This is a genomic window from Streptomyces xylophagus (genome assembly GCF_000716435.1).
Lineage (GTDB): Bacteria > Actinomycetota > Actinomycetes > Streptomycetales > Streptomycetaceae > Streptomyces > Streptomyces xylophagus.
This window is the reverse complement of the sequence record NZ_JNWO01000006.1, coordinates 238,409-264,610: the sequence shown is the minus strand read 5'-3', so window position 1 is coordinate 264,610 and position 26,202 is coordinate 238,409. Positions and strand designations below refer to the sequence as shown.

Below are 26,202 nucleotides of genomic sequence, written 5' to 3'. Positions count from 1 at the left end.
CACGTATGAAACTCACCGTGGTCGGCGGAGGCTCGACCTACACACCCGAACTCATCGACGGCTTCGCCCGGTTGAGGGACACCCTGCCCGTCGAGGAACTCGTCCTCGTCGACCCGGCGCCCGAACGCCTGGAGCTGGTGGGCGGGTTGGCCCGCCGGATCTTCGCCAAGCAGGGGCACCCGGGCAAGATCGTGACGACGTTCGACCTGGACGCCGGTGTCGAGGGCGCCGACGCGGTGCTGCTCCAGCTCCGCGTCGGCGGGCAGGCGGCGCGCGAGCAAGATGAGACGTGGCCGTTGGAGTGCGGCTGCGTCGGGCAGGAGACGACCGGCGCGGGCGGCCTCGCCAAGGCGCTGCGGACCGTGCCGGTGGTCCTCGACATCGCGGAGCGGGTCCGCCGTACGAACCCGGACGCCTGGATCATCGACTTCACCAACCCGGTGGGGATCGTGACCCGCGCCCTGCTCCAGGCCGGCCACAAGGCAGTTGGCCTGTGCAACGTGGCGATCGGCTTCCAGCGGAAGTTCGCCGGACTCCTCGGGGTCACCCCGAACGATGTGCACCTCGACCATGTGGGCCTCAACCACCTCACCTGGGAAACCGGTGTGCGGCTCGGCGGTCCCGAGGGCGAGAACGTGCTGCCCAAGCTGCTCGGCGAACACGGCGACGACATCGCCGCCGACCTGAGCCTGCCCCGGGTGCTGCTCGACCGGCTCGGCGTCGTCCCGTCGTACTACCTGCGCTACTTCTACGCGCACGACGAGGTCGTACGGGAGCTGCGGACGAAGCCGTCGCGGGCTTCCCAAGTGGCGGAGATGGAGCGTGAGTTGCTGAAGATGTACGCCGATCCGGCGCTCGACGAGAAGCCCGCGCTGCTCGCCAAGCGCGGGGGTGCCTATTACTCCGAGGCCGCCGTCGACCTGGCCGCCGCGCTGCTCGGCGGGGGTGGGAGCCCGTACCAGGTGGTGAACACGTACAACAAGGGGACGCTGCCGTTCCTGCCGGACGACGCCGTCATCGAGGTGCAGGCGGCCATCGGCGCGAAGGGGCCGACTCCGCTGCCCGTGGCCGAAGTCGACCCGCTGTACGCGGGGTTGATGGCCAACGTGACGGCGTACGAGGACCTCGCCCTGGAGGCCGCGCTGCGCGGCGGCCGGGACCGGGTGTTCCGGGCGCTGCTCTCGCATCCCCTGATCGGCCAGTACGAGTACGCCGAAGCCCTGACCGACCAGCTGATCGCGCACAACCGGGAGCACCTCGCGTGGGCCTGACCGCAAGTGTCCTCGCCATCGACGCGGGCAACAGCAAGACCGACGTCGCGGTCGTGGCGGCCGACGGAGAAGTCCTCGCCACGGCCCGCGGCGGCGGGTTCCGGCCCCCGGTCGTGGGGATCGACACGGCCGTGGACGCCCTCGGGGAGACGGTCGCCCGCGCCTTCGCGGACGCCGGGGTGGGCAGGGTCGAGCATGTGTCGGCCTGTCTCGCCAACGCCGACTTCCCCGTGGAGGAGGAGCAGTTGGCGACCGCGCTGCACGCGCGCGCGTGGGGCACGAGTGTGGAGGTGCGCAACGACACGTTCGCGGTGCTGCGGGCGGGCATCCCCGAGCCGCGCGGAGTCGCCGTGGTCTGCGGGGCGGGCATCAACTGCGCCGGCATGCGGCCCGACGGCCGTACCGCCCGCTTCCCGGCGCTGGGCCGTATCTCCGGTGACTGGGGCGGCGGTTGGGGCCTGGCGGAGGAGGCCCTGTGGCACGCGGCGCGCGCGGAGGACGGACGCGGTGGTCCTACGGCCCTGGCGCGTACGCTCCCGGCGTATTTCGGTCTGGAGTCGATGTACGACCTCATCGAGGCCCTGCATCTCGAACACGTCGCGCACCATCGCCGGCACGAGTTGACGCCGGTGCTGTTCGCGACGGCGGTGGACGGCGACCCGGTCGCCCGCGCCATCGTCGACCGGCTGGCGGAGGAGGTCGTGGCGATGGCGACGGTCGCGCTGACCCGCCTGGACCTGCTCGACGAGGAGGCACCGGTGCTGCTCGGCGGCAGCATCCTCGCCGCCCGGCACCCCCAACTGGACGACCGTATAAGGGAGTTGCTGGCCGCCCGGGCGCCCAAGGCGGTGGCCACGGTCGTCACCGCGCGGCCGGTCCTCGGGTCCGTCCTGCTGGGCCTGGACCACGTGGGCGCACCGGCCGAGGCGCACGTCCGGGCGCGGGCCCACTACGAGCACTGACGCCCGGGAACCGAACAGATTCCCACGGCGTATTCATGGACAGGGGGGCGGTACGGGGCGTTGTGTGGTGCCGGAAATCCGGTCATCGCGCTGCGATCCGATCAAGATCCAGTGAAGACCGGTGCGGAATGTCAGTCCTGGCGGCGATACTTGCGGCGACGGGGTGACCCTGGGGGAGGTCAGCAGTGACACAACCGCCGAAGAGCAGCACGGCGCCACCGGGCTCCGGCGTGCCCACGATGCCGGTGCTGCCGCAGCAGTCGAGCCGGCCGGGGGCGCCCGCGCCCCGGCGCACGCCGGACGCGACGCCCGCGCGCCGTACGGCGCTCGCCGAGGGCGTCGACCGGCTGCGCGCGGCAGCCACCACCGAGCCGGGCCGGCTGCGGGCCATCGGCGCGCTGCTGGCCGTGCTGGTGGTCGCGTTCGGCGCGGTCACCGCCTGGCAGACCGACAGCCGGGCGACGGCCGCCGACGACGTGCTCCACCACAGCCAGCCGCTCAGTTCCGACGCGGCGGACATCTACCGCTCGCTCGCGGACGCCAACACCATGGCGGCCACCGGTTATCTGGCGGGCCTGCAGGAGACCACGGCGACCCGCGACCAGTACGAGCTCGACATCAGGACGGCCGCCGCGAAGCTCGTCACCGCCGCCGCCAACGCCGACCCGGGCTCGTCGTCCGCGACCACCATCAGGCAGCTCAACGAACTGCTGCCGGAGTACAAGGGCCTGGTCGAGTCGGCCCGCGCCAACAACAGGCAGGGCTTCCCGGTGGGCGGCGCCTATCTGCGCGCCGCGAACGACACCATGCAGACCAAGATGCTCCCGAAGGCCCAGGACCTCTACAAGAACGAGAACCAGCGGCTGAGCGCCGACTACGCGGACGCGACACCGTACCCGTGGGCCGCGATCGCCCTCGGGGTCCTCGCCCTCGGCGGCCTGGCCTGGGCCCAGCGGCGCAACTACCAGCGCACGAACCGGGTCCTGAACCAGGGCCTGGTCGCCGCCTCCGCCACCACCGCGGTCGTCCTGCTGTGGGTGGTCGTCGGCCACACCGTCGCCCGCGCGGGCCTCAACGACTCGTACGACCACGGGGTCAAGTCGCTCAACGTGCTGCACGACGCCCGCATCGCCTCCCTCAAGGCGCGCAGCGACGAGAACCTCACCCTGGTCAGCCGCGGCGCCGAGACCCACGAACTCGCGGACGGCACGGTCATGGACGCCTACGACTGGGGATACGACCAGGAGATCGCCGCGCTGGGCAAGGGCCTGACACTGGCCGACTCGCTCGCCGACGACTCCGCGGGCCGGGGGCCCGTCGCGGTCGCCAACAGCTCCATGACGGTGTGGATCGCCCGGCACAAGAAGGTCAGCGAGGCCAACAACGCGGGTGACTACCAAAAGGCCCGCGACGGTGTCATCGGCACGGGCGACGCGACCGCCGAGTGCTTCAAGTCCGTGGACGCCTCGCTGGACAAGGCGCTGGACCACGAGACCAAGGAGTTCCAGCGGTCCGCGGGTGACGGCCTGGACGCCATGACCGGCCTCACCGTCGGCGCCGCGGTGCTCGCGGTGCTCGGCGCGGCCGGCGCCGTACTGGGCATCGGGCGCAGGCTGTCGGAGTACCGGTGAGAGGGGGCGTGACGATGCGAGCACGCAGTGACTTTTTTCGCCGCCTGAGCGCTGTGCGCCGCTTGCGGGCCAGCCTGAGGGGCTGGGGCGGGGTGGGCGCGATGGCGGTCGTCTGCGTCCTCGCGGTCGCGTTCGTCCTGCTGCTGCCGCTCACCCAGTCGCGCGGCGAGGCCGGCACGGCCCTCGGCGGACAGCGCACGGTCCAGGGCACCCAGGCCAGGGCCGACAACTGCACGGACAGCACCGCCCAGAACCTGAGCCCGGCCCCGTCGGACGCCGAGGGCGACACGATCAAGGCCATCAAGGCCCGGGGCGTGCTGAAGGTGGGCGTCGACCAGAACAGCTACCGCTGGGGCTACCGCGACCCCAACAGCGCCTCCGGCGACCTGGCGGGCTTCGACATCGACCTCGTCACCGCCATCGCCAAGGACATCTTCGGCAGCTCCTACACCGCCCAGAGCGTCCAGTTCCTGGCCATCCCGACCAACGAGCGGATCCCGGCGATCCAGGGGAAGCGCGTCGACATGGTGGTCCGCACCATGACGATCAACTGCGACCGCCTCAAGGACGTCGCCTTCTCCGCCCCGTACTTCCTCACCGGCCAGCAGGTCCTCGCCCCGAAGGAATCGACGATCACGGGCTACAACAGCTCGCTCGCCGGCAAGCGGGTGTGCTCGGCGGCGACCTCCACGGCCAACAAGCGGCTGAACTACGACAAGACGCACCACACGATCCCCGCCAGTGTGGACATCCTGACGCCCGTCCCCAACCAGCTGGACTGCCTGGTGGAGCTCCAACTCGGCCAGGCGGACGCGGTGGTGACCGACAGCGCGCTCGCCGCCAGCCAGGCCGCGCAGGACCCGACGGTGGAGCTGAAGGGCAAGCCCTTCACCACCGAGTACTACGGCGTGGCCATGAACAAGAGCGCCACCGATCTGGTACAGCGGGTCAACCGAATACTGGAGACCTATCGCACCAGCCCCGACGGCTGGCGTGCGTCCTACACGAAATGGTTGCTGCCCACCCTGGGTAAGGACTCCTCGTCGGCCGACCCGCCCACTCCGCACTACAAGTGACTGTCCATCAACTACCGAACGACGACACGGACTTAGACGGATCAGACGGAACACAACGCAGCGAGAGGTGATCGATGGGCGTCACGGGACCCCCCGGGCCGGTAATGGACCGGGACGAGGTGGACCGTGCGCTGGCGCGGCTCGGCGCGGAGCACGAGGCCATCGAGACCTCGCTCCTCGCCCTGCAGGACCACGCGGGCCGCAGACTCCTCGAAGGCGCCGAGCTGACCGGCACGACCAAGGAGCGCTGGGCGTCCACCGACGCGTCGATCACGCTGCTGTGGGCGTACTTCGACGCCTACACGGACGCGTTCCGCGCCGCCCAGAGCATCCGCTCCCGGCGCCGCTGGTCCAGCCGTGAGGACCTGGTCGAGCTGACCGAGCTGCTGCGCGGCGAGTCCGTCACGGTCGCCGGATCCACCACGGCGACCGCCAACATGCCGACGCTGACCGGCGGTTCGAGCAAGCTGAGCCACCAGTTCTCGCTGAGCGCGCTGGTCGACGAGATGAACGACCTGTACGCGAACTCGCTGGACATGGTCGTCACCTCCGACGCGGTGTGGTCGGCGCTGCCCGCCCGGATCGATTTACTGGCCGCGGAGTTGCAGCGCACCCGCCAGCTCGCCCACTCCGTCGGCGTGCGCCCGGGCGAACACCCGGCGGGCGACGACCTGGAGCGCATCACCAGCACCCTGACCGAGCTGCGCGAGCGGGTCATCTCCGACCCGCTGGCCTTCTGGGTGCGGGCGCAGGGCAGTTCGGCACCCGGCGGCGGCAGGCCCGACACCACGGTCTACGACCGGGAGGCACGCGCCCTGGAGGACGTACGCCGTGAGATCGACGCCGTACTGACCGTCCGGCAGGACGCGGAGGCGCGGCTGGTGAAGCTGCGGGACGTGCTGTCCCGCGCGGACCGTACGCTCGCCGAGGCGCGCACCGCGCGCGGTGAGGTCCTCGCGAAGATCGCCGCCACCGAGGTGCCGGTGGTCAGCGGACCGCCGACCGTGCTCCAGGAGCAGTTGTCGACGGCCGCGGAGTACCGCAGACACGCCCAGTGGCACCGGCTGTCCCCGCTCCTGGAGTCCCTGGAGCAGAAGGCGGAGGACGAACTGCTGCGCGCCCGCGAGTCGTTGACGGCGGTCACCCAGCCGTTGGCGGTCCGCGCGGAGCTGCGCGGCCGCCTCGACGCGTACAAGGCGAAGGTCGCCCGGCACGGCCTCGCGGAGGACCCGCTGCTGATCGAGCGGTACGACGCGGCGCGCCGCATGCTGTGGAGCGCGCCCTGCGACCTGCGCGTCGCCGAACAGGCGGTGCTGCGCTACCAGCACGCCGCCGCCGAGCAGTTCAGCGCTCCGCGGCAGCCGCAGGGCGGTCCCGAGGACCAGAGGGGGCCGGGCGCGTGAGTGACGAGGGAGAAGCGGGGTCGGTCATGAGTGAGGCACAGCAGAAGTGTCAACGGCCCGACTGCGAGGGCTCGTACGAGGACGTGGGCGGCGGCGAGCTGTACTGCGACACGTGCGGTCTGGCGCCGGTGGTGTCGTCGAACGGGGCGCTGGGTTCGCCGCCCACCGGAATGACCGGCGGCGGCAGGGGGAGCAGCGGTTCCCGTCCCAGCAGCCGCAGTTCGCGTACGTCGTCACAGTCGTCGAAGTCACGGCGCTCGGTGTCGGGACGGCTCTCGCGCTCGGAGTCGGGACGGTCCTCCAGCCGTTCGGTGTCGGTGCGCAGCTCCGGTTCCTCGTCGGGGACCTCCAGCCGGGGCCGGCTCGGGGTCGGCCTGGTGCAGGTGCCGGGGGTGCCGCGGCCCGACCCGCGCGAGATGGTCCTGGAGAACCCGGAGGTGCCCGAGCGCAAGCGGTTCTGCTCGCGCTCGGACTGCGGTGCGCCGGTGGGGCGTTCGCGCGGCGACAGCCCGGGGCGCACGGAGGGTTTCTGCACCAAGTGCGGCAACCCGTACTCGTTCTCGCCGAAGCTGGCCGAGGGCGACGTCGTGCACGGGCAGTACGAGGTCGTGGGCTGTCTGGCGCACGGCGGCCTGGGCTGGGTCTATCTCGCGGTGGACCGCGCGGTCTCCGACCGCTGGGTGGTCCTCAAGGGCCTCCTGGACACCGGCGACCAGGACGCGATGGCCGCGGCGATCTCCGAGCGGCGCTTCCTCGCCGAGATCGAGCACGCCAACATCGTGCGGATCTACAACTTCGTGGAGCACCTGGACCAGCGGACGGGTTCGCTGGACGGGTACATCGTCATGGAGTACGTCGGCGGCAAGTCCCTCAAGGAGATCGCCAACGACCGTCGTACGGAGTCCGGCAAGCGCGATCCGCTGCCGGTGGAGCAGGCCTGCGCGTACGGCATCGAGGCCCTGGAGGCGCTCGGTCACCTGCACAGCCGCAACCTGCTGTACTGCGACTTCAAGGTCGACAACGCGATCCAGACCGAGGACCAGCTCAAGCTGATCGACATGGGCGCGGTGCGCAGAATGGACGACGACGAGTCGGCCATCTACGGCACGGTGGGATACCAGGCGCCCGAGGTCGCGGAGGTCGGCCCGTCGGTGGCGAGCGACCTGTACACGGTCGCCCGCACGCTCGCGGTCATGACCTTCGACTTCCAGGGCTACACGAACGTCTTCGTGGACTCCCTGCCCGACCCGGACAACATCGAGGTCTTCCGCCGCTACGAGTCGTTCTACCGGCTCCTGGTCCGCGCCACCGACCCCGACCCGGCCCGCCGGTTCGCCTCCGCGCAGGAGATGGCCGAGCAGCTGACGGGCGTCCTGCGCGAGGTCGTCTCCCTGCAGACCGGCCGGGCCCGCCCGTCCCTGTCGACCCTGTTCGGCCCCGAACTGAAGGTCACGGACACGGAGTTGGTGCCGCCGCTGGACGGGGACGTGTCGCGGCTGGGGGCGCGGGTGGCGCGGCCGGGGAAGAAGGCCCTGGCGTCCACGAAGCTCCCCGCCGCACGCCTGTCCGCCGCCACGTCACTGCCCGCCGCCGCGGACGCCCTCAACGGCAGTACCCCGAGCATCGTGAAGACGGTCGACTCCCCCGCCGTCGCGCTCGCCCTGCCCGTCCCGCACGTCGACCCGACCGACCCCAACGCGGGCTTCCTGGCGGGCCTGATGGCGACCGCGGCGACCGAACTGCTCGGCGCCCTCGCGTCCGCGCCGTCGCCGTCCGTGGAGACCCGGCTGCGACAGATCCGCGCCTGGCTGGAGAACGGCGACTCGTACACCGCGCTCGACGCCCTGGCGAAGCTGGAGGACGAGCGGCCCGACGACTGGCGGGTGGTCTGGTACCGGGGCGTGGCCGCGCTGGCGACCCGCGACTACGAAGCCGCGGCGCTGTCCTTCGACGCGATCTACGACGCCTTCCCGGGCGAGCCCGCGCCGAAGCTGGCCCTCGGGCTGTGCGCCGAGGTGCTGGGCCAGCTGGACAACGCGGCGGAGTACTACCACCTGGTGTGGTCGACCGACCCGAGCTATGTGAGCGCGGCCTTCGGCCTGGCCCGCGTCCAGCTCGCGACCGGCGACCGGCAGGATTCCGTACGGACGCTGGAGTCGGTGCCCGAGGCATCCATCCACTACACTGCCGCGCGCGTGGCCGCCGTACGGGCGCGGCTTCGGCAGCGGACCGCGGCGGCCGGCGACACGCCGTTCCTGGACGATCTGAGCGCCGCCGCCGGACAGGTGGAAGCGCTGGAGGGATACGGTCTTGACGCGGTCCGGCGGGAGCGGTTGTCGGCCGAGGTCCTCGGCTGTGCCCTCGACTGGATACTCTCCGGAGGCCAGGGTTCCGTGCCGTCGACGCGGCGGGAGCTGCTCGGCAGCGAGCTGGACGAGCGGGGACTCCGCTTCGGCCTGGAGCGTTCGTACCGCACGCTGGCCCGGCTGGCGCGGGGCGGCGAGGAGAGGATCGACCTGGTGGAACGTGCCAACCGTTACCGCCCCCGGACGTGGGTGTAGTTGATGTCGCAGATGCCCCAGCCGAAGGCCTTGTCGACCTGCCCGAGCTGCGAGGAGCCGCTCGAGTCGGGTGACCGCTTCTGCGGTGCGTGCGGATACGACCTGTCCGCCGTGCCCGCGCCGCCGGACGACCATCCGACGCTCACCATGAACGGCGTGGTGCCGCTCCCGCCCGAGGAGGCCGCGGACGTGGACTGGCCCGTGGTACCCCAGCCGGAGGGCCCCGAGAGCCCGCCGACGGTCCATCTGCCGACGGACCTGGCAGGCACGGACTCGGGCGGCACCCCGCTGCCGTCCAACGCCCCGCTGCCGCCCACCGGTTCACCGGTCTCCCCGGCCACGGGCGTACGGTTCGACCGGCCGCCGGAGCCCGACGAGTACCCGCTCCAGGCGCCGGACCCGCGGGTCGCCGCCGACCTGCAGACACCGGCCGAGGGCACCAAGGTGTGCGTGGCCTGCCGGTCGGGCCGGGTGGACCCGGACGGCTACTGCGAGAACTGCGGGCACGCCCAGCCCCGCGAACGCGACCACATGGAACAGGAGTTGGGCCCGCTCGCGGCGGTCAGCGACCGCGGGCTGCGCCACCATCGCAACGAGGACGCCTTCGCCGTAGGACAGTGTGTGCTGCCCGACGGGGCGCCCGCGCTCGTCGCGGTCGTGTGTGACGGGGTGTCCTCGGCGACGCGGCCCGACGCGGCGTCGCTGGCCGCTTCGCAGAAGGCGGGTGAGTCGCTGCTGGCCGCGCTGCCGCAGGGGACGCATCCGCAGGCGGCGATGCACGAGGCGATCGTCGCGGCCTCGCACGCGGTCAACTCCCTTGCCGAGGAGCCCGCGACGGCCCGCGAGCACGCCCCGCACCAGAACGCGCCGGCCTGCACCCTGGTCGGCTCCGTCGTCACCCCGACCCTCCTCGTCGTCGGCTGGGTCGGCGACAGCCGCGCCTACTGGATCCCGGTGGACCGCAGTTCACCGCCGGCCCGGCTCACCGAGGACGACTCGTGGGCGGCCCAGATGGTCGCCGCGGGCCTGATGAGCGAGGCGGAGGCCTACGCCGACGAGCGCGCCCACGCGATCACCGGCTGGCTCGGCGCGGACGCGTACGAACTGGAGCCGCACACCGCTTCCTTCAAGCCGGACCGGCCGGGTGTAGTGGTGGTGTGCACGGACGGTCTGTGGAACTACGCGGAGTCCGCCGAGGAGATGGCCGAGGTCGTCCCCCCCGACGCCATGGTCCGCCCGCTGCACAGCGCCCAGGTCCTGGTCGGCCACGCGCTGGACGGCGGGGGCCACGACAACGTAACAGTGGCCGTCGTGCCGTTCCCGGCCCCGCCTCAAGGGGCAGTAATCGGCTGAGGCCGTACAAACGGGGGCGGCCTCGGACCGGTGGGGACCGGTCCGCACATAGTCATCACCCCATCCAGGTGGGGGATTTGAGGGGGATCAGAGTAGGTATGGCCAATTTCTCGAAGTCGAACGTGCCACAGTTCTCGGTCGACGTGTACCAGAACGAGTACCTGCCGGAGGGCGGTCGTGAGGTCAACGCGATCGTCACGGTGACCTCGACCGGCGGCGGCACCATCGGCAGCCCGGTCGCGGCGCCCCATCTGTACTCGGCCGGGCAGGGCCCGGACGCGGCCGTGGCGATCATGGTCGACTGTTCGGGGTCGATGGACTACCCGCCGACCAAGATGCGCAACGCCCGGGACGCCACGGCCGCCGCGATCGACACCCTGCGCGACGGGGTGCACTTCGCGGTGATCGGCGGCACACATGTCGCCAAGGAGGTCTATCCGGGCGGTGGCGCGCTCGCGGTCGCCGACTCCCGGACCCGCGACCAGGCCAAGCAGGCGCTGCGCAAGCTGAGCGCGGGCGGCGGCACCGCCATCGGCACCTGGCTGCGTCTCGCCGACCGGCTGCTGTCCTCGGCGGACGTCTCCATACGCCACGGCATCCTGCTCACCGACGGCCGCAACGAGCACGAGGCGCCGGAGGACCTGAAGGCCGCCCTCGACTCCTGCGCCGGACGTTTCACCTGTGACGCGCGAGGCGTCGGCACCGACTGGGAAGTGAAAGAAGTCACAGGGATCGCCTCCGCGCTGCTCGGCACCGCCGACATCGTCGCCGACCCGGCCAACCTCGCCACCGACTTCACGCAGATGATGGAGACGGCGATGGGCAAGGAGGTCGCGGACGTAGCGCTGCGGCTGTGGACGCCGGTGGGCACGGCCATCAAGTTCGTCAAGCAAGTCGCGCCCAGGGTCGAGGAGTTGACCGACCGCCGCGCCGAGGCGGGGCCCCGCGCCGGGGACTACCCCACCGGGTCCTGGGGAGACGAGTCCCGTGACTACCACGTCTGCGTCGAGGTCCCCGAGGCCGGCATCGGCCAGGAGATGCTCGCCGCCCGGGTCTCCCTGGTCGTCCCGCAGCCCGACGGAAGTACGCAAAACCTGGGCGCGCAGGGCCTGGTGAAGGCCGTTTGGACCGACGACATGGTCGCGTCCACGTCCATCAATCCCCAGGTCGCGCACTACACCGGCCAGGCAGAATTGGCACAAGTCATCCAACAAGGGCTCGATCTCCGCAAATCGGGTGATGTCGATGGAGCAACGGCCAAACTGGGACGGGCCGTTCAGCTCGCCAGCGTCTCCGGAAACGCGGATACTGCGAAACTGCTTGCGAAGGTGGTGGACGTGGTCGATGCCGCGGCGGGTACTGTGCGACTGAAGGCGAAGGTCGCGGAGGCCGACGAGATGACTCTCGAGACACGGTCCACAAAGACTGTTCGTGTAAAGAAGTGACCTAGCCGGAACGACCCGGTTCGACCAAGCCTGACCCTGTGAGAAAGGGGGACGCGCCGACATGCCGACCTGCCCGAACGGACACCAGTCGGGTTCCGACGACTGGTGCGAGGTCTGCGGTCACCGCATGGCCGGTGCCGTGCCCCCGCCCCCTCCCCCGCCCCCCGGCGGCGGCTACGGCTTCCCGCCGCCCGCGCGCCCGAGCGCCGAGGCGGAGCTCTGCCCGCAGTGCCGTACGCCCCGTGAGGGCGGTGCGCCGTTCTGCGAGGAGTGCCGGTGGAACTTCCTCACGAACACGGCGACCTCTTACACCCCGGCCGCCCCGCGCCCGGCGAACCCCGGCCCGAGCCCGGCGGCCCGCTTCCAGCAGCCGCCGCCCGGTCCGACGTTCGGCGGTGACTCGTACGAGTACCAGGGTTCGCGCCCCTCGCAGATGAACCGCCCGGCCGAGCCGATACCCCCGTTCGGCAGCGAGCCGACGGGCCGACCCGGTGCGCCCGGCACGCAGGGAGGCCCTGGCGGCCCCGGTGCGCCTGGGGGTCCGAACGGCCCCGGTGGGCCTGGTGGCCCCGATGGCTTCGGTGGTTTCGGTGGCGAGCGGCAGGGTGGACCCGGTGGTCCCGGCGCGCAGGGCTTCGGCAACGAGCGCCAAGGTTTCGGTGGCGAGCGACAGGGCGGTCCCGGTGCTCCGGGCGGTCCTGGCTCGCAGGGCTTCGGCGGCGAACGCCAAGGCGGACCCGGTGGACCTGGTGGCCCCGGTGGTCAGGGCGGCCCTGGTGGTCAGGGTTCGCAGGGCTTCGGCAATGAGCGCCAGGGCGGTCCCGGTGGTCCTGCCGGTCCCGGTGGCCCGGGCGCGCAAGGTTTCGGGAACGAGCGGCAAGGTGGGCCCGGCGGTCCTGGTGGACCCGGCCCGCAGGGCTTCGGTGGTGAGCGTCAGGGCGGCGGTCCCGCTCCCTTCGGCAACAACGACCCGTCCGGTCAGCCCCGGCCGTTCGGCAATGACCCCTCCGGCCCGCCCTCGCCGCCGCCCTTCGGCAACGAGGCGTCCGGCCGGCCCGGCGGGTTCGGCAACGAGCAATCCCCCGGTCCCGGCGGCCAGTTCGGCAACGAGCGCCCCGGCCAGGGTGAGTTCGGCGGTGGCCGCCCCGGTACCTTCGGCGGTGAGCGGCAGGGTCCGCCCGGACCGTTCGGCAACGAGCCCTCGAACCCGCAGGGTCCCCCGAACTTCGGCCCCGACCCGTCGCGGCCGATCCCGCCGCCGCCCGGACCGACCCCGCCCGCGGGTCCCGGTCGGACGAGCGGCGCCCCGCAGGCGTACCAGCAGTCCGCTCCGGCGGCCCCGCCCGGGTTCCCGCAGGAGACGAACCGTCCGCAGCAGGGCGGCCCGTCCTTCGGCGGCGGTGACGACGACTGGGTGATCTCCCCGCCGACCCCCGGCTCCCCGGGCGGTCCCGGTGGCCCGGGCGGCCTCGGCGGCCCCGGTCAGGGCGGTGGCGGCTACGGCTATCCGCAGCCCGGTCCGACCCAGGCCCCGCCCCCGCCCCGCCCGGCGTACCAGCAGCAGCCGACGACCTGGCTGGCGACGATCGGCCCGGACCGCGACTACTTCCTGGCGATGATGCAGCGCTCGGGCCCGGAGGCCGCGGGTCTCAACCTGCCCGCGTACTCCCCCGAGCAGCAGCGCCAGCTCACCGGCAACCAGATCACCATCGGCCGCCGCCGGCACTCCACCGGCGAGTCCCCCGACATCGACCTGTCGGTGCCGCCGGAGGACCCGGGCGTCTCGCACCAGCACGCGGTACTGGTCCAGCAGCCCGACGGCAGCTGGGCGGTCGTCGACCAGAACTCGACGAACGGTACGACGGTCAACGGCGGCGAGGAGCCGATCCAGCCCTTCGTGCCGGTGCCGTTGCAGGACGGCGACCGGGTGCACGTCGGCGCGTGGACGACGATCACGGTCCGCCGGGGCTAGGACCTGTCGTAGCGGGACGTACCGATCCGGCACGTCCCGCCAGGCCGTCCCCGTGCGGAACTTCCACACGGGGACGTAGAGGTCACGTGCCCGGGCGGATGTCGGGTGCGAAGCGGGCCAGGGCGACGGTCTCGACGGACGCGATGATGTTGTACGCCAGCGCGGACACCGCGGTGAGGACGGCGACCGAGGCCCAGAGGTGGTCGTAGTCGAAGGTCGAGGAGTCCTTGAGCATGGCGTAGCCGAGGCCCTGTCCGGTGGAGAGCCATTCGGCGAGCATCGCGCCGATCAGGGCTCCGGGGACGCCGACCCGGGCGCTGGCGAAGAACGCCGGGACCGCACTGGGCAGCATGACCTTGCGGGCGATCGTCCAGCCGCCGGCGCCGTACGCGCGGCACAGGTCGGCCGCCTGGCGGGAGGCGGAGCGCAGGCCGAAGGTCATGGTGACCAGGGCGGGGAAGAAGACGACCAGGCCGCTGATGACGGTCGTCGCCATCAGGCCGCGGCCGAAGACGAGGGTGATGAGCGGGGTCATCGCCACCAGGGGCACGGACCGTACGACGACCGCCATCGGCAGCAGGGCCTGCTCGACGCTGCGGAGGAGGACGAAGACGACCGCCACGCCCACCGCCGCCACCAGCCCGGCGACGAAGCCGAGGCCGGCGTCGAGCAGGGTGCGGCCCAGGCCCGAGGCGACCAGGGAGCGGTGGGCGCCCGCGTCCGCGCCCGTGAACAGGTAGTGGAAGATGTCGACCGGCGACTTGGCCACCAGCGGGTCCAGGTCGTAGACCTGCAGGAAGATGATCCACAGGACGATGACGGCCGTCATCGTCACGACCACGTTCAGCAAGGGGCGCAGCACGCCCGTCGCGAAGCGCAGCACGGGGACCCTTGCCGTCTCTGTCGCGGTGCTCATGCGCCTCCGCCTTCCACTGTCGTCGTACGCGACCACGGCAGGGCGTAGCGGGCGACGAGCCCGACCGCGCCGTACGCGACGCCCGCCACCGCGCCCGAGACCAGGGCGATGCCCCAGGTGCGGGGCACGTCGAGCTGTTGCTGCGCGATGGTCATGGCGATGCCGAGGCCGCTGTCGACGCGGCCGAGGTACTCGCCGATGATCGCGCCGAGCAGCGCCGCCGGACCGGCGATCCTGAGTGCGGCCAGCGTGCTGGGCAGCGCGGAGATCAGCCGGACCCGCAGCATCTGCTGCCAGCGGCCGCCTCCGTAGGCGCGTACCAGGTCGAGGGTGACCGGGTCGGCCGAGCGCAGGCCGAGCAGCGCGCCGATGAGCGTGGTGAAGAAGACCGACAGCCCCGCCATCGCCGCCATCGGCTTGTCCCCGTCCAGGACGAGGGACAGGATCGGGCCGATCGCCACGATCGGCAGGCAGTACGAGGCCACCGCGATCTGCGTGATCACCCGCTCCAGGACGGGCACCAGCAGCACCAGCACCGCCAGGCCCAGCGCCAGCCCGTTGCCGATCAGGTACCCGGTCAGGGCCTCGCCCACGGTCTGGGTGACGTGGGGGCCGTAGAAGGACCAGCCGTCGTCGAACACGCTCGCCACGACCGCCCAGGGGGTGGGCACTCCGTCCCCCGGGCCGACGACCGTGGTGGACAGCAGCGACCACGCGCCGATCAGCGCGGCGATGCCGATCGCCCCGCCCGTCCAGGCGGAACGCCGCGCACTCATGACGCCTCCGGCGCGGGCACGGCGGCTTCGGCGGGGGTCTCGGCGCGGCCGAACAGGAGCTCCGACAACTGGTCGGCGTACGCGTGGAATTCGGGCGAACGCATCATCTCCGGGGTGCGCGGCCGGGGCAGGTCGATGGTGACGACCTCCACGATCCGGCCGGGCCGGGGGGACATGACGGCGACGGTGTCGCTGAGCAGTACGGCCTCGTTGATGGAGTGGGTGACCAGCAGGGTGGTCACCGCGCGGGCCTGCCAGATGCGCTGGAGTTCGAGGTTGAGCCGCTGGCGGGTCATGTCGTCCAGCGCGCCGAACGGCTCGTCCAGCAGCAGCACCTTGGGGTCTACGACGAGGGAGCGGGCGATTGCTACACGTTGCCGCATGCCGCCCGAGAGTTGGGCGGGGCGGGCCTTCTCGAAGCCTTCGAGGCCGACCAGCTTGATGATGTCGGCGATCGCCGCCGGGTCGGGCTTGATGCCGCTGATCTCCAGCGGGAGCCGGATGTTGGCGGCGACCGAGCGCCACGGCAGCAGGGCGGCGTCCTGGAAGGCTATGCCCAGGTGGTGCCGCTTGCGGGCCGCCTCCGGGTCCTCGCCGTGGACGAGCGCCGTACCGGCGGTCGGGCTGTCGAGCCCGGCGAGGATCCGCAGCACGGTCGACTTGCCGCAGCCCGACGGTCCGAGCAGCGCGAGGAACTGGCCCTCGGCGGTGTCCAGATCGACGCCGGCCAGCGCGGGAACGCTGCGTCGGCCGAGCTTGAACTCCTTGCTCAGCCCGCGCAGGGACAGACCGGTGCCGGCGGCGGCCGGTCCTCCGGAGTCGTCGGATGCTTCGGGTACGGCTGCTGCGGTACTCATCAGGTGACCTCTGGGTGCGGTGCGGGCGGGTAGGGGTGAGCCGGTACCGGCGGGCCGACGGGGCCGCACCGGTACCGCCGGGGGCCTCAGATCAGGCTGGGGTCTTCCTTGTAGACCTCTTCGAGGATCGAGAGGTCGAAGAGCTTGGCGGCGGTGATGTCGAGGCCGCCGTACTTCAGCGTCTTGAGGTTCTCCTCGATCAGCGTCTGCGTGATGGTGAACAGGCCGTTCTTCTTGGTGTCCGCGCTCACCAGCAGGTCGTTCTGGTCCTTGGACTCCAGGGTCTGTTCCGCGGTCGTCAGCCCGAGCCCCTTGCCGTAGGTCTCGGCCGCGAGCTTCGCGCCGAGCGCCGGGTCTGCGATGCTCGCCTTCCAGCCCTTGATCTCCGCGCGCAGGAACGCCTTGAGCAGGTCGCGCTTCTTGTCGATGGTGTCCTGGCGGACGATGTACGTCTCCGAGACCAGCGGGTAGCCGGTGTCGGCGAGCAGCATCGTCGCGACCTTGAAGCCCTTCAGGCGCAGCGTGTTCGGCTCGTTCGTCACGAAGGAGAACCAGCCGTCCACGGTGCCCTGGGTCAGCGGCAGCGGGTCGAACTGCACCGGTACCTTCGTGATCTTCGACGCGTCAAGACCGGTCGCCTTCATGTACGCCGCCCAGATGGACTCGTTGCCCGCCTGGACGCCGATCTTCTTGCCGTACATGTCCTCCGGCTTGGTGATCGGGGACTTGGCCATCGACATGATGCAGAACGGGTTCTTCTGGTACTGCGCGCCGATGATCTTCAGCGGCGCGCCCTTGGCGACGGCGGCGCCGGTGATGTCGGGGGCGCTGATCGCGACGAGCGCCTTCTTGGTGACGACGTCCGTCTCCATCGGTGTCGCGGACGGGCCGCCACCGATCAGCGTGGCCTTCGAGAAGCCCTCGGCCGTGTAGTAGCCCTTGCTGTCCGCGATGTAACTGCCCGCGAACTCGACGTTCTTGATCCAGGACAGCCGCAGCGTCAGCTCACCGAAACTCTTGGAACCGGAGGACGAGGAGGAGCCGGAGGAGGACGAGTCGGAGTCGCCGCAGGCGGCGAGCAGCGGGCCGCCGAGCAGCACGGCGCCGCCCAGCTGCAGTCCCCGCTTGAGGAAGAGACGGCGGTCGGTGGCGGCGAACGCTCTGCCGTCACTGCTCGTGCTTCTGGTCATTGCGCGTTTCCTTTCACTGGCCGGGTGGGCACCGGCTCCTGGCGGACCTGAGGAACTTCGATGGGGCGAGGCCCGGACGGTGCCGGGCCGGTCTCCGTCGGACGGCGACCTGGGGTCGGGGACCCCGGGTCAGAGGCCGAGGAGGAGTTCTGGGGTGCGGGCGCGGGAGCAGCAGATGGTGATCCGGTCGCCCGCCGCGCGCTCGTCCGGGGTCTGGACCTCGTCGCGGTGGTCGGGTTCGCCGTCGAGGACGGGCGTGAGGCAGGCGCCGCAGATGCCCTGTTCGCAGGAGAGCTCGACCTCGACGCCATGGGCGGTGAGGACGTCGGCGATGGTGCGGTCGGCCGGGACGGCGTAGCCGATGCCGGTACTCGCGATCCGTACGGTGAACTCGCCGGCGCCTTCGTCCGCGGCGGCCGGCGGAGCCGCTGGGGTGAAGCGCTCGGTGTGCAGCTGGCCGGGCTGCCAGCCCGCGGCGGTCGTCTCGGTCACGATGTGGGTCATGAAGCCGTCGGGCCCGCAGACGTAGACGGCCGTGTCCGGTTCCGGGACCAGGAGTTCGGCGGGCAGCCCCGTGCGGATGCTGTCCCCCTGGTCGCTGTGGTGGATCACCGTCCGCTCGCCGAAGACGGAGGACTGGAGCCGTTCCAGCAGCGGGGTCTCCGCGGCGCTTGAGGTGTAGTGGTGCAGGACGAAGGACGCTCCCCGCGCGGCCAGGGCTTCGGCCATCGACAGCAGGGGTGTGATGCCGATGCCGCCCGCGACGAGCACGTGACGTTCGGCTGCCACGAGCGGGAAGTGGTTGCGCGGGGGCGAGATCCGCAGCCGCCGGCCCACGGTGAGGTCGTGGTGCAGGGTGCGGGAGCCGCCCCGCCCGGCATCGTCGCGCCGTACGCAGATCAGGTAACGGCCGTTGTCCTGCGGGGAGTTGCACAGGGAGTACGGGCGGATGAGGGAGGGCCCGAGGTGTACGTCGATGTGGGCGCCGGCCTCGAAGGACGGGAGGGTGCCGCCGGCCGCCGCCCGGAGTTCGTAGCTGCGGCTGGTCGCGGAGGTGAGCGAGATCGAGTGGACGATGACGTCGAGGGTCTGCACGGCGGGCCCCTACGCGGTGAAGAAGTGGCTCAGGCCGAGGTCGCGCAGGCCGCGGCGGTAGGCGATGGAGCTGCGGTCGGCGGGTATGTGGACCTCGAGTCGGGGGTCGAGGGGGAGGTTCTCGGGTTTCTGCACCTCGACGACCGCGCGGTCCTCCTCGAAGACCGTGCGGTTGAAGTCGTATACGGCCTGGACGGGTTGGTCGGTGTCGAAGTTGCGGGCGATGGGGGCGAACATCCGGGTCCGGCGGGCGGAGACGGGAGAGGCGGCGTTCATGATGTTGAGCAGTCCGCCGTCGGGGAAGTGCACGACGAGCGTGGCCGTGAACGGCAGGTGCACGTCGAAGCGGCGCAGCCAACGGAAGCCGGGCGGGGCTTCCTTGGTGCCGTGCGGGTAGTTGCCGACGGTGCTCCAGTAGTCGACGGAGTGGCCGTACCGGTGGCGGACCGGCATGTAGTCGGGGACCTCCACGTTCTCGGGGTCGCCGAAGGAGTCGAGGTGGACGAAGCCGAAGTGGGCGACGTCCAGGAAGCCCTCGACCTGGCGGCCGGCGAAGGCTGCGATGTCGATCCAGGGGCAGTTGATCCGCTGGAAGCCCGCCTCGTCCCAGTGGGCCATGGCCGGGATCACCGGGTCGGCGTCGGGAGCCGGTCGCAGGCAGGTCCACACGAGGCCGTACCGTTCGACGACGGGGTAGGTCCGCAGGTGCAGCCGGGACGGGATCTTCGACTCGGGATGCGCCGGCACCCGCACACACCGCCCGCCCTCGCCGAAGCGCAGCCCGTGGTACGCGCAGGTGATGCCGTTCCCGTCGCCGCCGCCGAGGCTGAGCGGGACACCCCGGTGCGGGCAGATGTCGTGGGCCACGACCACGCTGCCGCCCACCCGATAGGCCACGAGGGTCTCGTCGAGCAGGCGCACGGCGGTCGGAGCGTCGCCGATCTCGCTCGACAGGGCGACGGGATACCAGTGCCGGGCGAGGATCTCCCAGTCGTCGGCGTCGAAGGTGCAGTCCCGGGGCAGGGCGGGCCGGGAGGGAGCAGTGGTCATACGTAGGTCCTTCTGCGTAACGCGGCCGGAACGGCTCGGCGAGCACCCGTGGGTGCCATGTGCCTGGACGACGGCGTCAGGAGCGGTGAACGGGGAAGCCCCGGCCGGCGGCCGGTCCGGAGAGAGCGACACTGCGGAACCGCGAGGCCGGGCGTGGTCACCGGTGCGCGGTCAGGCGTGCGAGCTCTCGGACGCCGGATGGGAACCGTGCGCCACCCGTCCCCGCGTCCAGGCCGACTGGTGGACACGGCACCGGAGATCCACGCAGCATTCGCGGACAAGGCTCATCGCGTTTCCCTCCCCGCTCAGTGCCGACTTCCTTCGCCGGACGACCAGGGCGAGCGTGACGCACGGAGATTGCCCAGGGATTCCGCATTTGTTACTTACGGATTCCGTGCCCTGGTTGTGACCGCAGTCACCAGGAGTGGGGAAATCTTACGCAAGCTACACATCACGAAAACAATGCGCAGGAACTGAATGATGGATATTTCCGCTGATCGGAAGTGTCTCCCCCTTGTTCACGGAGGACTCGTGACAGACCTGACTGACTTCATCTCACAGCTGCCCAAGTGCGAGCTGCACGTGCACATCGAGGGCACGCTGGAGCCGGAACTGAAGTTCGCCCTCGCGGCCCGGAACAACGTTTCGCTGCCGTACGCCGACGCGGACGAGATGCGGGCCGGTTATGTGTTCAACGACCTTCCGTCGTTCCTCGCCTGCTACTACGAGGGCATGTCGGTCCTGCTGACGGAGGCCGACTTCTACGACCTGGCGTGGGCCTACCTGAGCAAGGCGAAGGAGCAGAACATCCGGTATGCGGAGATCTTCTTCGACCCGCAGGCCCACACCTCCCGCGGCGTCGAGTTCGGCACGGTGATCCGCGGTCTGCGCCGGGCGCTGATGGACGCGCGCCGACTGCTCGACGTACGGGCACAGCTCATCATGTGCTTCATGCGGGACTTCTCCGCCGAGTACGCGATGGCCACGCTGATGGAGTCCCTTCCCCACCGGGAATGGATCATCGGGGTCGGGCTGGACTCGGACGAACGGGACAACCCCCCGGCCAAGTTCGCCGCCGTCTTCGCACGCGCACGGGCGGAGGGCTACCAGCTGACGATGCACTGCGACCTGGACCAGAAGAACTCCCTCGACCACATCCGTCAGTGCCTGGACGTCATCGGGGTGGACCGGATCGACCACGGCGTGAACTGCCTGGAGAGCGAGGACCTGCGGAACGAGATCAAGGCACGCGGCCTGGGCCTGACCGTCTGCCCGGTCTCCAACAGCTATGTGCGCGGCCCCGACGGCCTGGCCGTCGTGCGCGAGATGCTCGACGACGGACTTCGGGTCACCGTCAGCTCCGACGATCCGGCCTACATGAACGGCTGCTACGTCACCGAGAACCTTCTCGCGGTGCAGGCCACCACTCCGCTCACCCCGGCAGAGCTCGTACAACTGCAGCGCAACGCGTTCGAGGTGGCCTGGCTGCCCGACGCCGTCAAGGACACCTACCTCGCCGAACTGGCCGGCTACCGCACTCCCTAGGCCCTGTCGTCGCATTCCCGTCGTCGCCCGGAGCGGAGGGGCCAGATGTACGGCCCTTCCGGATCGTCCAGCCACGCCCATACCCGCTCACCGGCGACCGTGACGCCGTAGCGCTCACGCCTGGGCCGGAGTTCGCGCTCCCACAACTCACGCGCGTCCTGCGGTTCGAGGGTCCCGTGGGTGAGGGTCAGCAGGAAGCGGAACAGCTCGTGGTCGCCGGCCCGGTGCGGGATGTCGTCCCCGGGGCCGGGCTCGGCGCCGCGCAGCGGCACGAAGTACGCGGCCGTGTTCAGGAAGGTGCCCTCGGCGTGCTCGGCGTCCCGCACGGTGAGCGCGATCAGGCCGGTGGCGAGCGGGGCGAGGATGCGGGCGCCGGGATTGCACTGGGCGAGCCAGCCGCGCGGGATCGTCGGCAGGGTGCAGGTCGCGATGATCCGGTCGTAGGGGCCGTGTTCGGGGACTCCTCGGGTGCCGTCGCCGGTGACGACGGCCGGGCGGTACCCGGCGTCGGCGAGGTGGGTGCGCGCGGACTCGGTGATCTCCGGTTCCAGATCGACGGTGGTCACCAGGTCGTCGCCGAGCCGGTGGGCGAGCAGCGCCGCGTTGTAGCCGGTGCCGGCGCCGATCTCCAGCACCCGGTCGCCGTCCGCCACCCCCAGCTCGACCAACATCCTTGCCATCAGCGAGGGTTGACTGCTGGACGACACCAACTCCCCGTCCCGCAACCGCGTGGCCAGCGGCGCGTCGGCGTACACCCCGCGCAGCCACCGCTCCCGCGTCCACGGGTCGGGACTGTCCCGCCACAGCCGCTCGTACCCGCCCGCGGACCCGACGTAGTAGTACGGCACGAACACATGCCGAGGCACCGCCTCGAACACCGCCCGCCACCCCGGCTCCGCGTCCCAGGCCCCGCTCGCCCCGATCACCCGCACCAGCTCCGCCCGCGCGGAGACGGCGACGGCCTCCAGATCCTTGTCGAGAGCGTGCGCGGTCATACGTCCACTGTCCTGCGGTGGGGGGCGGGAGGCGAGCGGTCCTAAGTCTGGAGTCCTGGGTCACCCTGTCTGAGACCATGGGAGCGTGAAAGAGATTCCGCGCGGCACGCTTCAGGAGCAGACCTTCTACGAGCAGGTCGGCGGGGAGGAGACCTTCCGCCGGCTCGTGCACCGTTTCTACGAGGGTGTCGCCGAGGACCCGCTGCTGAGGGCGATGTACCCGGAGGAGGATCTGGGCCCGGCCGAGGAGCGCTTCACCCTGTTCCTGATGCAGTACTGGGGCGGCCCGACGACGTACAGCGACAACCGCGGTCACCCGCGTCTGCGGATGCGTCACGCGCCGTTCCAGGTCGACCAGGCCGCGCACGACGCGTGGCTGAGCCACATGCGGGTCGCCGTCGACGAGCTCGGGCTGTCCGAGGAGCACGAGCACACGCTGTGGAACTACCTGACGTACGCCGCCGCTTCGATGGTGAACACGGCGGGCTGACCACGGCGGGGAGTGAATGCGTCGGGGCCTGAACACGGTCGGCTGATCGCCGTTCACTGAACGTCGGATTCCGGTCACAGGGCGCCGATATCCGATCACGATCCGGTCAAGCAGTGGTCGCAAACGGTTACTCACCGCCGGTCCCCTCTGGCAGCATCGCCAGGGTAGATCCGGACGACGGCGGGGGGCCGGGTGGGGTTCGTCCTGGTGCGCGCGCGGGCGCACCGCCTGCTGCTGGCCGCCGCGCTGCTCACCGTCCTGCTCACCACGGCGGTCCTCACGACGCTCACCGCCTACTCGGGCGCGATCGGCGACGCGGCGCTCCAGCACTCCCTGAACGACGCCCGCAACGCCCCCGACACCGCCCTGATCGTCAAGGCCGACGTCCCGCCCGCCGACCGCGCGGCCGCCGACACCGCCGTACGGAAAGCGGCCGGGCGGACCTTCGACGGGCTGCCGGTGACCGTGCGGACGCTGAAGCGGTCGGGGCCGTACGCGCTGCCGCGTTCGCTCCAGCCGCGCGCCGAGCGGTCCGGGGACCCGGATCTCACCTACTTCGGGGCGCTGGACCGGACGCAGGTGCGGCTGGTGGCGGGGCGGTTCCCGCACGCGGCGGGCTCCGGCTCCGGGGACATCGAGGTCGCGCTGCCGCGCACCGCCGCCGAGGGCCTCGGCGTGAAACCCGGTACGCGCCTCACCCTCGCGAACCGGCTCAGCGGTCCCAAGGCCCACATCCTCGTCACCGGCGTCTACCGGCCCGCCGTCGCGAGCGCCGCCTACTGGCTCCTGGACGACCTGCGCGGCCGCGGCCTCAGCACGGCGGGCTTCACGACCTACGGCCCGCTGCTCACCGATCCCACGAGCCTCGCCGGGTTGAGCGCCGGGCCGTCCGCGTGGCTCGCGTCGGCCGACTTCTCCACGGTGACGACCGGGCGGATCGGCGCGCTGCGCGAGGCGGCCCGCACCGGCAGCGCGTCAGTGCGCAGGGCGAGCGTGCTGAGCGGGACGACGGCCGCGACGACATCGTTGCCGGACGTACTGGACCGGCTCGACCGCTCGTTGCTCGTCTCCCGCTCCACTCTCCTCATCGTCGCGCTCCAACTCGCGCTGCTCGCCGGCTACGCCCTGCTGCTCGTGGCCCGGCTGCTGAGCACCGAACGGGCGGGCGAGAGCCGGTTGTTGCGGGCGCGCGGCGGTTCACGGGCGCGGATCGCGGGCCTGTCGGCGGCGGAGGCGCTGCTGCTCGCCGTACCGGCCACGGCAGTTGCCCCGCTGCTCGCGGGGCCGCTCACCGAACTGCTGGCCGGGCACGGCGCGTTGGCCCGGATCGGCCTGCGGCTGGACACCCCGGCGGGCGGCCGGGCAGGCGTCTGGCTGGTCGCGGCAGCAGTCGCGCTCGGCTGCGCGCTCGCGGTGACGCTCCCCGCGCTCACGTCCTCCTTCGAGGGCGGCCGGGCCCGCGCACTCCCCGCTCCGCTGCGCGCGGGCGCGGACATCGGCCTGCTGGTCGTGGCCGGGGTCGCCTACTGGCAGCTGAACCGGCAGACCTCGGGCGCCGTCAGCGCCGACAACTCCGGGACCCTGGGCATCGATCCCATGCTGGTCGCGGCCCCCGCGCTAGCCCTGCTCGCGGGCACGGTCCTGACGCTACGGCTGCTGCCGCCGGTGGCACGGCTCGCCGAGCGCCGGGCCACCGCCGGGCGGGGGCTGCCGGTGGCGCTGGCGGGCTGGCAGTTCAGCCGCCGCCCGATGCGCGGCGCCGGGCCGGTCCTGCTGCTCGTGCTCGCCCTGGCGCTGGGCATGCTCGCCATCGGGCAGAGCGCCTCCTGGAACCGCTCGCAGAGCGACCAGGCCGACTTCCAGGCCGGTGTGCCGGTGCGCGTACTGGCCACCGGGGACGGCGGGTTGGGCCGCACGGAGACCTACGCGAACCTCCCCCACGTACGGGAGGCCGCCCCCGCAGTCCGCACCTCCCAGTCCCTCTCGGGCGACCGCACGGCGACGGTGCTCGCGCTGGACACGGCACACGCGTCGGACGCGGTACTGGTACGGCGGGACCTGACGGCCGGGCGCCCCGCCGGTCCCCTGTTGGCCGGCCTGGCGCCGAAGGGCAGCGTCAAAGGCGCCCAAATCCCGGCGGGAACAGCTCAGTTGACGATGAGAGCGGGCATCCGCAGCACGGGCCCGGAGACGACGGTCGACGTCACGGCCACGATCGAGGACCGCTACGGCACCCCGTACCAGGAGCCGCTCGGCCAACTCCCCACCGACGGACGGCAGTACGACCTGAAGCTGGACGTCTCCGCGTCACCCGGCCCCCTGACCCTCACCGGACTCCAACTGGACATGCCCCAGCCGGGCAACCACGCCTCCCAACACCACCTGACCGTCAGCGAGTTGAGCGCCACGGACCCGGCGGGAAAGGTACGGCGGCTGACGCTGCCCGCCGCCTGGACGGGGCGGGCGTCCGTCAGCGCGACGTTCGGCCCGACCGCCAACCCGACCGCGCCGAAGGTGAGTTCGGCCGCACCGCTGACCGTCGACTACGGCACGGGGTACATCCCGGACAAGGACTTCTGGACGGTCGCCTCCGTCTCCGTGCAACTACGAGTCGTGCAGCCCGCGCCGCCCGAGATCACGGCCGTCGCCACCGACCGCTTCCTGACCTCGGCGGGCGCGCGCACCGGGCAGCAGGTGCAGGTGACGCTCGGCGGGCAGAACCTGCCGGTGCGGATCGTGGCGGCGGTGCGCGGACTGCCGACGACGGGTGACGTCGAGGACGGTGACGGCGGTGCGCTGCTGGTCGATCTCCGGTCCGTGAACCGGGTGTTGGAGACGCGCTACGGCACGAGCGTCACGCCCACCGAGTGGTGGCTGCGGACCGCGCCGGGCGACGCGACGACGGTGGCCGCGGCGGTACGCGCGCTGCCCGATGTCGATCCCGGGGAGGTCGTGGTGCGGGAGGAGATCGCCGAGGAGCTGCGCGACGACCCGTTCGGCGCCGGCCCCGAGGCCGCGTTCGCCGCGGCGGCCCTGGTGGCGGCGGCGCTCGCGGCGGTCGGCTTCGCGGTGAGCGCGGCGGGGTCCCTGCGGGAGCGCGGCGCCGAGTTCGCCGTGCTGCGCGCGCTGGGCGCCCCGCGCCGCCAGCTGGCCCGGATGATCGCCGCCGAACAGGGCGTCCTGCTCGCGCTGGCCCTCGTCGTGGGCGTGGCCCTGGGGACCGTACTGACCCGCGCGGTGATCCCCCTGATCGTCCTCACGGCCCAGGCCACCCGCCCGGTACCGCGCGTCCTGGTCGAACTGCCCGTCAACCGTGTGGCGTTGCTGATCGTGGCGGTCGCGGTGACCCCACTGATCGTGACGGCAACGCTGGCGCTGCGACGGGCCGACCCGGCCACGTCGCTCCGGGAGCAGGGGGGTGAGTGAGATGGGAAATGTGACCTCTTCGGTGACCGCCCCCTGGGCCCGCACCCACCTGCGCTCCGCCCCGGGTGCCGCCTTGGCGCCGACTCTGCTCGTCCCGGTGGCGAATTCACCGCTGGCCATGACGCCGACGCTCGCGCTACGACGGCCCGACCCGGCAACCTCGCTCCGCGAACAGGGGGGTGAGTGAG

General features: G+C 71.7%; 20 protein-coding genes. 13 read left to right on the top strand and 7 right to left on the bottom strand.

Going from position 1 to position 26,202, the window contains the following annotated elements; all coding sequences use genetic code 11:
- The first annotated feature begins 5 nt into the window (after positions 1-5).
- From OO70_RS14610 to OO70_RS14565, 9 genes are all read left to right on the top strand, one after another.
- Positions 6-1,271, top strand: a complete 1,266-nt coding sequence (locus OO70_RS14610; protein WP_043669685.1) for a 6-phospho-beta-glucosidase — start codon at positions 6-8, stop codon at positions 1,269-1,271.
- Positions 1,262-2,233 carry an N-acetylglucosamine kinase gene (locus OO70_RS14605; RefSeq protein ID WP_043669682.1) on the top strand — a complete coding sequence of 324 codons (972 nt, stop codon included), beginning with the start codon at positions 1,262-1,264 and terminating at the stop codon, positions 2,231-2,233. The genes OO70_RS14610 and OO70_RS14605 overlap by 10 nt, the downstream gene beginning before the upstream one ends.
- Positions 2,234-2,472: 239 nt before the next feature.
- Positions 2,473-3,864, top strand: a complete 1,392-nt coding sequence (locus OO70_RS14600) for a hypothetical protein (RefSeq protein WP_051741253.1) — start codon at positions 2,473-2,475, stop codon at positions 3,862-3,864.
- A gap of 101 nt (positions 3,865-3,965) precedes the next feature.
- The gene (locus OO70_RS14595) at positions 3,966-4,940 is read left to right on the top strand and encodes a glutamate ABC transporter substrate-binding protein (protein WP_106971681.1); all 975 of its coding nucleotides are present in this window, start codon (positions 3,966-3,968) and stop codon (positions 4,938-4,940) included.
- A gap of 74 nt (positions 4,941-5,014) precedes the next feature.
- A complete protein-coding gene (locus OO70_RS14590) occupies positions 5,015-6,343 on the top strand; it encodes a hypothetical protein (RefSeq protein ID WP_199827310.1) in 1,329 nt (442 codons plus the stop codon).
- A gap of 26 nt (positions 6,344-6,369) precedes the next feature.
- Complete coding sequence (locus OO70_RS14580; RefSeq protein ID WP_078651409.1) at positions 6,370-8,904, top strand: serine/threonine-protein kinase; 2,535 nt, start codon at positions 6,370-6,372, stop codon at positions 8,902-8,904.
- Positions 8,905-10,257 carry a PP2C family serine/threonine-protein phosphatase gene (locus OO70_RS14575; RefSeq protein WP_051741204.1) on the top strand — a complete coding sequence of 451 codons (1,353 nt, stop codon included), beginning with the start codon at positions 8,905-8,907 and terminating at the stop codon, positions 10,255-10,257.
- Positions 10,258-10,355: 98 nt separating this feature from the next.
- Positions 10,356-11,702 (top strand): vWA domain-containing protein, encoded by a 1,347-nt coding sequence (locus OO70_RS14570; RefSeq protein ID WP_043669666.1) that lies wholly within the window; start codon positions 10,356-10,358, stop codon positions 11,700-11,702.
- A gap of 61 nt (positions 11,703-11,763) precedes the next feature.
- The gene (locus OO70_RS14565) at positions 11,764-13,674 is read left to right on the top strand and encodes an FHA domain-containing protein (RefSeq protein WP_043669663.1); all 1,911 of its coding nucleotides are present in this window, start codon (positions 11,764-11,766) and stop codon (positions 13,672-13,674) included.
- An 82-nt stretch (positions 13,675-13,756) separates the two neighbouring features.
- Here the strand turns inward: OO70_RS14565 and OO70_RS14560 are convergent, their stop codons facing one another.
- The 6 genes from OO70_RS14560 to OO70_RS14535 all read right to left on the bottom strand — a co-directional run bounded on the left by OO70_RS14560 (position 13,757) and on the right by OO70_RS14535 (position 19,558).
- Positions 13,757-14,590 carry an ABC transporter permease gene (locus OO70_RS14560; protein WP_043669660.1) on the bottom strand — a complete coding sequence of 278 codons (834 nt, stop codon included), beginning with the start codon at positions 14,588-14,590 and terminating at the stop codon, positions 13,757-13,759.
- On the bottom strand, positions 14,587-15,366 hold the full coding sequence (locus tag OO70_RS14555) for an ABC transporter permease (protein ID WP_043669657.1): 780 nt from the start codon (positions 15,364-15,366) through the stop codon (positions 14,587-14,589). Before OO70_RS14555 ends, OO70_RS14560 begins: the two co-directional genes overlap by 4 nt.
- Positions 15,363-16,223 (bottom strand): ABC transporter ATP-binding protein, encoded by an 861-nt coding sequence (locus OO70_RS14550; protein WP_043669654.1) that lies wholly within the window; start codon positions 16,221-16,223, stop codon positions 15,363-15,365. Before OO70_RS14550 ends, OO70_RS14555 begins: the two co-directional genes overlap by 4 nt.
- An 86-nt stretch (positions 16,224-16,309) precedes the next feature.
- Positions 16,310-17,413 (bottom strand): ABC transporter substrate-binding protein, encoded by a 1,104-nt coding sequence (locus OO70_RS14545; protein WP_051741202.1) that lies wholly within the window; start codon positions 17,411-17,413, stop codon positions 16,310-16,312.
- A gap of 129 nt (positions 17,414-17,542) precedes the next feature.
- Positions 17,543-18,508 carry a PDR/VanB family oxidoreductase gene (locus tag OO70_RS14540; protein WP_051741200.1) on the bottom strand — a complete coding sequence of 322 codons (966 nt, stop codon included), beginning with the start codon at positions 18,506-18,508 and terminating at the stop codon, positions 17,543-17,545.
- A gap of 9 nt (positions 18,509-18,517) precedes the next feature.
- The gene (locus tag OO70_RS14535; protein WP_043669643.1) at positions 18,518-19,558 is read right to left on the bottom strand and encodes an aromatic ring-hydroxylating oxygenase subunit alpha; all 1,041 of its coding nucleotides are present in this window, start codon (positions 19,556-19,558) and stop codon (positions 18,518-18,520) included.
- A 531-nt stretch (positions 19,559-20,089) separates the two neighbouring features.
- Between OO70_RS14535 and add the strand changes: the two genes are divergently transcribed.
- On the top strand, positions 20,090-21,103 hold the full coding sequence (gene add, locus OO70_RS14530; protein ID WP_043669641.1) for an adenosine deaminase: 1,014 nt from the start codon (positions 20,090-20,092) through the stop codon (positions 21,101-21,103).
- Here add and OO70_RS14525 read toward each other — a convergent pair.
- On the bottom strand, positions 21,100-22,098 hold the full coding sequence (locus tag OO70_RS14525) for a methyltransferase domain-containing protein (RefSeq protein WP_051741198.1): 999 nt from the start codon (positions 22,096-22,098) through the stop codon (positions 21,100-21,102). The genes add and OO70_RS14525 overlap by 4 nt on opposite strands.
- Positions 22,099-22,183: 85 nt before the next feature.
- Between OO70_RS14525 and OO70_RS14520 the strand changes: the two genes are divergently transcribed.
- The 3 genes from OO70_RS14520 (at position 22,184) to OO70_RS54595 (ending at position 26,201) form a co-directional block, all read left to right on the top strand.
- Positions 22,184-22,588, top strand: coding sequence for a globin (locus OO70_RS14520; protein WP_043669638.1), 405 nt, complete (start codon positions 22,184-22,186; stop codon positions 22,586-22,588).
- A 192-nt stretch (positions 22,589-22,780) separates the two neighbouring features.
- Entirely contained in the window at positions 22,781-26,014 is a 3,234-nt protein-coding gene (locus tag OO70_RS14515; RefSeq protein ID WP_043669635.1) for an ABC transporter permease, read from the top strand.
- On the top strand, positions 26,007-26,201 hold the full coding sequence (locus tag OO70_RS54595) for a hypothetical protein (RefSeq protein WP_158711477.1): 195 nt from the start codon (positions 26,007-26,009) through the stop codon (positions 26,199-26,201). The genes OO70_RS14515 and OO70_RS54595 overlap by 8 nt, the downstream gene beginning before the upstream one ends.
- The last annotated feature ends 1 nt before the right edge of the window (position 26,202 follow it).

What these genes read in the sequence shown, in the direction of transcription:
- OO70_RS14610 (WP_043669685.1), top strand. Translation starts at nt 6, where the DNA reads ATGAAACTCACCGTGGTCGGCGGAGGCTCGACCTACACACCCGAACTC.
- OO70_RS14600 (WP_051741253.1), top strand. Translation starts at nt 2,473, where the DNA reads ATGCCGGTGCTGCCGCAGCAGTCGAGCCGGCCGGGGGCGCCCGCGCCC.
- OO70_RS14595 (WP_106971681.1), top strand. Translation starts at nt 3,966, where the DNA reads ATGGCGGTCGTCTGCGTCCTCGCGGTCGCGTTCGTCCTGCTGCTGCCG.
- OO70_RS14590 (WP_199827310.1), top strand. Translation starts at nt 5,015, where the DNA reads ATGGGCGTCACGGGACCCCCCGGGCCGGTAATGGACCGGGACGAGGTG.
- OO70_RS14580 (WP_078651409.1), top strand. Translation starts at nt 6,370, where the DNA reads ATGAGTGAGGCACAGCAGAAGTGTCAACGGCCCGACTGCGAGGGCTCG.
- OO70_RS14570 (WP_043669666.1), top strand. Translation starts at nt 10,356, where the DNA reads ATGGCCAATTTCTCGAAGTCGAACGTGCCACAGTTCTCGGTCGACGTG.
- OO70_RS14565 (WP_043669663.1), top strand. Translation starts at nt 11,764, where the DNA reads ATGCCGACCTGCCCGAACGGACACCAGTCGGGTTCCGACGACTGGTGC.
- OO70_RS14560 (WP_043669660.1), bottom strand. Translation starts at nt 14,590, where the DNA reads ATGAGCACCGCGACAGAGACGGCAAGGGTCCCCGTGCTGCGCTTCGCG.
- OO70_RS14555 (WP_043669657.1), bottom strand. Translation starts at nt 15,366, where the DNA reads ATGAGTGCGCGGCGTTCCGCCTGGACGGGCGGGGCGATCGGCATCGCC.
- OO70_RS14550 (WP_043669654.1), bottom strand. Translation starts at nt 16,223, where the DNA reads ATGAGTACCGCAGCAGCCGTACCCGAAGCATCCGACGACTCCGGAGGA.
- OO70_RS14545 (WP_051741202.1), bottom strand. Translation starts at nt 17,413, where the DNA reads ATGACCAGAAGCACGAGCAGTGACGGCAGAGCGTTCGCCGCCACCGAC.
- OO70_RS14535 (WP_043669643.1), bottom strand. Translation starts at nt 19,558, where the DNA reads ATGACCACTGCTCCCTCCCGGCCCGCCCTGCCCCGGGACTGCACCTTC.
- OO70_RS14525 (WP_051741198.1), bottom strand. Translation starts at nt 22,098, where the DNA reads ATGACCGCGCACGCTCTCGACAAGGATCTGGAGGCCGTCGCCGTCTCC.